Source organism: Nocardioides sp. (assembly GCF_035481145.1).
Lineage (GTDB): Bacteria > Actinomycetota > Actinomycetes > Propionibacteriales > Nocardioidaceae > Nocardioides.
The window spans coordinates 63,110-69,286 of record NZ_DATIHB010000090.1 but is presented as its reverse complement, the minus strand read 5'-3'; the positions used below and the strand labels follow the sequence as shown (position 1 = coordinate 69,286).

Below are 6,177 nucleotides of genomic sequence, written 5' to 3'. Positions count from 1 at the left end.
CCTCGGCGTACATCGTCGGGCGGTTCTCCGGCGCGATCGTGGGCGCGATCCGCAAGCCGGTGACCATCGCTGTCCTCGACGAGGTGATCGCGGTCGTACAGACCGGCAACTATGCGACCCATGTCGCAGCGGCGATCGAGGAGAACCGCGCGGAGCTCGACGCACTGATCGTGGACCTGATCAAGCAGGACTCCACGACGAAGAAGTTCCGCTACGTGCCGTTCCACGACGAGATCGTGAGGATGGTCAGCGACACCGTCTTCCGGATCCTCAACGGCGCGCTCGCCGACCCGCGGGTCCACGAGCTGATCTCCGACGCGATCCGGGTCTCCGCCGTCGACCTGCGGGCCAACGTGCGCGCCTCGCTCGTCGAGGAGCAGCGCCGCACTCGCTGACGTCAGCCTGTGCATGACGCGCCTGTGGATGACGGGAGCGAGGCGCCGCCCGATGGGGTGAGGGTGTCGGCATGACCGATGAGATCCCCCGACTGAGCCGCCCCGAGGACATGCCGCCCGTCCGCACCCAGGCCGACCTCCACCGCCACTTCCGGGCCCTGATGGGCCAGCTCGGCTTCTCGAGCACGTCGCTGTGGCTCGCCTTCTTCGACGAGGACGGCGGCTCTGTGCCCTTCCTCCAGCAGGTCGAGGACCTGCCCACCCTCCCCGACCGCGACGACCTGGCCAGCCTCATGCGCCTGTGCGACTACGTGCTGGGCATGGCAGGGGTGCCCGATGGCAGCGTCGGGTTCCTGATCAGCAGACCCGGCGGACCGGGCGTCTCCGCCAGCGACCGGGCCTGGGCAGCGGGGTTGACCGCCGCCGCGCGCGCGTGTGACGTGCGGGCGTTCGCGGTCCACCTCGCCAACGACGTCGAGCTCCGCGCCTTCACGCCCGACGACGCCGTGGCCTGAGGCGGGTGGCGTCAGCCAATCCGCACGACCGCCGGCTCGGCGTACGCACTGTCGATCGTGAGGCGGGCAGGTCCCTCGTCGACTCCGGGTGGGAGCCGGAACGTCCAGCTGGCCTTGCCGGAGTCGTCCGCATCGGTGGTCGCGAGCGCCCAGGTCCTTCCGTCCTGGCGGAGCTTCAGGGTGAGGTCCTGCTGCGGTTTCGGCTCCGGCCCGTAGTCACACCGCTGACAACCGAGGTAGCCCGTGCACACGCCGGTGTCCTGGCAGCCGTCCTTGAAGTAGCGCCCGGTCACGGTGACCTCGGCCGTGCGCGGCAGCTCGGTCGAAGGGGTCACGTCGAGCATCGGCGCCGCACAGTCCGCCGCCGCGCGCACTGCTGTGGTCGCCGTCGTGGCCGGCACCAGCGTGGCGGTCAGGAGAGCGAGGAGTACGACGAAGCATGGGCGCATGTCGGTAGGACGAGCCGGCGGCGCGTCGGGTTCCGGTCAGCGGTCGAGGGCTCGCAGGTACCGGTCCGTCATCCAGCTCTGCACGTACCGGGAGACCGGTCCACCGGCGCGGGCGAGCCAGGTGGCGGGGCGGGAGAAGGCCCGCACCGTGAGGTCGGCGGCCGCGCCCGGACGACGCTCGAGGAGGAAGAGCTCCTCGCCCACCTCGGGGTGGCCGGGCAGGGTTCCGTAAGCGAACCCGCGACGGTCTGCCTCGTCGATGACATAGGCGACGCGGCAGGGGATGCGCAGCCGCGCCCGGCCGGCACCGAGCCCGAGCACGACGACGCCACCGGCCTCGACACCTCTGCTGGACGCCACGACGCTGAGGCCCGACCACTCGTGGAGACGCCAGCTCATCAGCAACTCCGCCGCCTCGTCGAAGCCACGCCCCCGGATCGTCCTGGTGTGGTCGAGGTGGCGGTGACCCGCCGGCATGGCGCCCCGGGTCGCGCCTACGGCGTCATGGGTGAACGGCTCCCGGGAGAGTCGCTCGACGTCGACCGGGTCGAGCAGGGTCACCACGGCGAGACCGCCTCAGTGCTCATGGGCGACGGCGTCGCGGCGATACTCATGGCGCTCATTGTCGCGTCCCGCGCGGCGCAGCAGCGAGGCGAGAGAGACCCCGGCCCACGTGACCTCGAGCAGCAGGAAGCCCCACTGCTGGCCGTGCCAGGCGTCGGCGGCGAGGATGGTGGCCCCGACGAGGTTGAGCCAGATGTAGACGGATGCCTCCGTGCTCAGGCGCTTCAGCTGCACCAGCACGAAGGGCACGAGGATCAGGAACGATCCGATGAGCTGGATGACGGTGCCGATGTTCATGGGTGTCCTCCTGGACCACGCCGTCTTGGCTGGCCGGGTACGACGTGACTCGTCCGGGACGGCAGAGACTCCTGCCGCGACGTCGGCCATGGTGGCACGCCGCGCCAAGGGCCGTTGAACGGTTCAGAGACGCCGCCAGGCAGTGCCACAGCTGTCGCGGAGCCACTCCTGCGTGGCCCGCAGGTTCCCGGCCGCGAGCTCCGCGTCGTGCCCGGCGACCTCGGTCGCCTCACCGCTCTGGATCGTGGTGCGGAGCTGCCGCGAGTCCGACAGCGAGTGCTTGATCGCCTGGGACGCGTCGACCTCCCAGTCGTCGATCTGCTCACGCAGGCCCGGCGCGATCGCGATCCAGGCCCCGAGTGCCGACAGCTGCCCTTCGACATCGTCGTACGCCAGGGCGAGGCTCCCCGGCTTGCGGTCCCCTGGGTCATCGAGCCGCTCGACCGCCACCGCGGTCTCCAGGATCACCGTGTCGAGGGCCCCCCGGTGCTCCAGCCAGCTCTCGCACACGGAAGCCACCTTGCGCGTCTCGGCCTCGCGAAACCACGTGACGACAGCGAAGACCAGCAGGACCGCGAGGCCTGCGACGAGCGGCCCCAGGGGCAGCGATACGCGACGATGCATCCACGACATGGCCGAACGCTAGCGGCCGTGCGGAACCACCACCGGGAAACGCCGTACGCCGGCACCCGAGGTGGGCACCGGCGTACAGGACGACACCTCAGGCGCGGTTGACCGCGCTGATGACCGCCTTCAGCGACGCCGTGACGATGTTCGCGTCGATGCCGACTCCCCACAGGACCTTGTCGCCGACCGCGCACTCGACGTACGCCGCGGCAACCGCGTCGCCGCCGGCCGAGAGGGCGTGCTCGGTGTAGTCGAGGACCCGGACGTCGTGGCCGACCTGGCCCAGCGCGTCGACGAACGCCGCGATCGGGCCGTTGCCGCTGCCCGACAGCTCGACGTGCTCGCCATCGACGACGACCCCGACCCGCAGCGCGTCGGCGGCGCCGACGGCCGACTCCGTGTGCACGGAGTTGAGCTGGAGCGGTGCGGACTTCTCGAGGTACTCCTCGCTGAAGATCTTCCAGATGGAGTCGGAGGAGATCTCCTGGCCCGACGCGTCGGTGTGCTCCTGGATCACCCGGGAGAACTCGATCTGCGCGCGGCGCGGCAGGTCGAGGTTGTGCTCGGCCTTGAGGATGTAGGCGACACCGCCCTTGCCAGACTGGCTGTTGACCCGGATGACCGCCTCGTAGGAACGGCCCACGTCCTTGGGGTCGATCGGCAGGTACGGCGCCTCCCACGGAATGTCGCTGACGGAGACGCCCTTCTCGCGCGCCACGCGGTCGAGGTCCTCCAGGCCCTTCTTGATCGCGTCCTGGTGCGAGCCGGAGAATGCCGTGTAGACGAGGTCGCCGGCGTACGGGTGACGCGGGTGGACCGGCAGGTTCGTGCAGTACTCGACCGTACGGCGGACCTCGTCGATGTCGCTGAAGTCGACCTGCGGGTCGATGCCCTGCGAGAAGAGGTTCATGCCCAGGGTGACCAGGCAGACGTTGCCGGTGCGCTCGCCGTGGCCGAAGAGGCAGCCCTCGACGCGGTCGGCGCCCGCCATCAGCGCCAGCTCGGTCGCAGCGACGGCGGTGCCGCGGTCGTTGTGCGGGTGCAGGCTGATCGCCGAGTGCTCACGTCGGGTCAGCCCGCGCGAGAAGTACTCGATCTGGTCGGCGTAGGTGTTGGGCGTCGACATCTCGACGGTCGCCGGCAGGTTGAGGATGATCTCGCGACCATCCTCCGGCTGCCAGACGTCGGAGACCGCCTCGCAGACCTCGAGCGCGAAGTCGGTCGGGGTCTGGGTGAAGATCTCGGGGCTGTACTGGTAGCCGAAGTCCTCCGAGCCGACGAGCGGCGACAGCAGCGACTCGGCGTACTTCATGACGAGCTCGGTGCCGCGGGTGGCGATGCCGATGCACTCCTCCGGCGTCACGCCGAAGACGACGCGGCGGAAGAGTGGAGCGGTCGCGTTGTACATGTGCACGGACGCGCGAGGCGCGCCGACGAGCGACTGGACCGTGCGCTCGATGAGGTCCTCGCGGGCCTGGGTCAGCACCGAGATCTGGACGTCGTCGGGGATCCGGTCGCCCTCGATGAGCGAGCGCACGAAGTCGAAGTCGGTCTGCGAGGCGGACGGGAAGCCGACCTCGATCTCCTTGTAGCCCATCTTCACCAACAGCTCGAACATCTCGAGCTTGCGGGCCGGGTCCATCGGGTCGATCAGGGCCTGGTTGCCGTCGCGCAGGTCGGTCGAGAGCCAGCGCGGAGCCTTCGTGATCTTGGCGTCGGGCCAGGTGCGGTCCGGCACGGTCACGGGCTCGAACGCCGCGTAGCGGCCGAACGGCATCGGCGACGGCTTCTGCTGGTTCTGCGTGTTGTTCAGGTTCGTCATGGGATCGCCTTGGGTTCAGAGTGAGTGGCGCCGGCGCGCAAGACTCTCCGCAGCGAGGAAGGCCGACTGAAGTCTCAGGCCTCGCTGCGGCAGCGAAGAAGAAGGAACTGGCGCATCATGACGAGTCCAGACTAGCGCACTACGTTGGACACATGGCCACCCTGCTCGTCGTCCACCACTCCCCGACCCGGTCGCTGCAGGCCCTCACCGACGCGGCCGCCGCCGGTGCCCACGACGACAGCATCGACGGTGTCGACGTGGTCGTGAAGGCGGCCCTCGAGGCGACCGCTGACGACGTCCTCGCCGCCGACGGCTACCTGCTCGGCACGACCGCCAACTTCGGCTACATGAGCGGTGCGCTCAAGCACTTCTTCGACTCGACCTTCCTCGCCGTCGGTGGCCAGCTCGACGACTCCGGCTCCACCGACGTCAGCAACGAGAGCGGCACCACCGCGAAACGTCCGTTCGGCCTCTACGTCCATGGCCGCTACGACCTGACCGGAGCCGTCCGCAGCGTCACCAGCATCGTCGGTGCCCTCGGCTGGAGGCAGGGGTACGACGTGCTCGAGGTCCTCGGTGAGGTCACCGACGCTCACCGCGAGGCGGCCTATGAGCTGGGCGGTACGATCGCGGCGCTCACGCTGGAGTGAGCGATCGAGGTGAACGGGGCGGGGCCGATGGTGCGAGGCGTGCTGCGCGTGTGTGCCGTCGCGGGCGTGATCGCGCTCTCCGTCGCCACGCTGCTCCTCGCCAGCGGGTGCGGCTCGGACCTCTCCGCCGACGTCGACCCCGAGCAGGTGGACGCAGTCGCCCGACCCGACGCCGGTGCATGCCGGGTGCTCGAGCCCGCTGACATCCAGGCGTCGAGCGACGCCACCCGCACCGTGAGCTGCAGCAAGCGCCACACCGCGGAGACGTACGCCGTGGGCGAGCTGCCCGACGAGCTCGAGGACGCGGCGTACGACAGCCGGGAGGTGGCACTCGCCGGCTACCGCGCCTGCAACGAGGCGTTCGCGCGCCACCTGGGCGCTGACGAGTCCGTGGTGATGCGCACCGTGCTGAGCTGGGCGTGGTTCCGTCCGTCCGAGAAGGCGTGGGAGAAGGGCGCACGCTGGTACCGCTGCGACCTCGTCGGCGGCACCGAGGCCGTCGCGAAGGATCGCTTCCTCGCCCTGCCGAAGAAGACCCGCAATCTCCTCCGCACCAGCAAGCCGGCCGACCGGTGGATGGTCTGCGGTCGCGGCCGCTCGGTCTCCACGAGCGTGAAGGTGCCGTGCAACCGGCCCCACGACTGGCGGGCCGCCACCACCATCAAGGTCGGGGAGCCGTCGCAGCCCTATCCGGGCGACCGGGTGATCGAGGTGAAGACCCGCGAGTACTGCCGCAACTCGATCAGCGCCTGGCTCAACTATGCGGTCGACTTCCAGTTCGGGTACACGTGGTTCCACGAGGCCGAGTGGGACGCCGGCAACCGCCGCTCGATCTGCTGGGCCCGGACGGACAAGTGA

The 6,177-nt window shown here is 69.9% G+C and carries 8 protein-coding genes, 1 pseudogene and 1 riboswitch; of the genes and pseudogenes, 4 read left to right on the top strand and 5 right to left on the bottom strand.

Translation table 11 applies throughout. The features are described 5' to 3' along the window. Positions 1 to 395, top strand: a pseudogene (locus VLF38_RS08080) (ion transporter); the annotation flags it as partial. A gap of 71 nt (positions 396 to 466) precedes the next feature. After that, the gene (locus VLF38_RS08075; RefSeq protein WP_325270760.1) at positions 467 to 910 is read left to right on the top strand and encodes a hypothetical protein; all 444 of its coding nucleotides are present in this window, start codon (positions 467 to 469) and stop codon (positions 908 to 910) included. Between the two features lie 11 nt (positions 911 to 921). Here the strand turns inward: VLF38_RS08075 and VLF38_RS08070 are convergent, their stop codons facing one another. From VLF38_RS08070 to leuA, 5 genes are all read right to left on the bottom strand, one after another. After that, the gene (locus tag VLF38_RS08070) at positions 922 to 1,359 is read right to left on the bottom strand and encodes a hypothetical protein (protein ID WP_325270759.1); all 438 of its coding nucleotides are present in this window, start codon (positions 1,357 to 1,359) and stop codon (positions 922 to 924) included. A gap of 36 nt (positions 1,360 to 1,395) precedes the next feature. Then, positions 1,396 to 1,923, bottom strand: a complete 528-nt coding sequence (locus VLF38_RS08065) for a DUF1990 domain-containing protein (RefSeq protein ID WP_325270758.1) — start codon at positions 1,921 to 1,923, stop codon at positions 1,396 to 1,398. 12 nt (positions 1,924 to 1,935) lie between these two features. Further along, positions 1,936 to 2,220 carry a CBU_0592 family membrane protein gene (locus tag VLF38_RS08060; RefSeq protein ID WP_325270757.1) on the bottom strand — a complete coding sequence of 95 codons (285 nt, stop codon included), beginning with the start codon at positions 2,218 to 2,220 and terminating at the stop codon, positions 1,936 to 1,938. Between the two features lie 14 nt (positions 2,221 to 2,234). Beyond that, positions 2,235 to 2,301, bottom strand: a riboswitch (guanidine-III (ykkC-III) riboswitch). A 42-nt stretch (positions 2,302 to 2,343) separates the two neighbouring features. Beyond that, positions 2,344 to 2,853 carry a hypothetical protein gene (locus VLF38_RS08055; RefSeq protein WP_325270756.1) on the bottom strand — a complete coding sequence of 170 codons (510 nt, stop codon included), beginning with the start codon at positions 2,851 to 2,853 and terminating at the stop codon, positions 2,344 to 2,346. 88 nt (positions 2,854 to 2,941) lie between these two features. Continuing rightward, on the bottom strand, positions 2,942 to 4,669 hold the full coding sequence (leuA, locus tag VLF38_RS08050; protein WP_325270755.1) for a 2-isopropylmalate synthase: 1,728 nt from the start codon (positions 4,667 to 4,669) through the stop codon (positions 2,942 to 2,944). A gap of 152 nt (positions 4,670 to 4,821) precedes the next feature. Between leuA and VLF38_RS08045 the strand changes: the two genes are divergently transcribed. Beyond that, the gene (locus VLF38_RS08045) at positions 4,822 to 5,319 is read left to right on the top strand and encodes a flavodoxin family protein (RefSeq protein WP_325270754.1); all 498 of its coding nucleotides are present in this window, start codon (positions 4,822 to 4,824) and stop codon (positions 5,317 to 5,319) included. A 39-nt stretch (positions 5,320 to 5,358) separates the two neighbouring features. Next, positions 5,359 to 6,177, top strand: a complete 819-nt coding sequence (locus tag VLF38_RS08040; RefSeq protein WP_325270753.1) for a septum formation family protein — start codon at positions 5,359 to 5,361, stop codon at positions 6,175 to 6,177.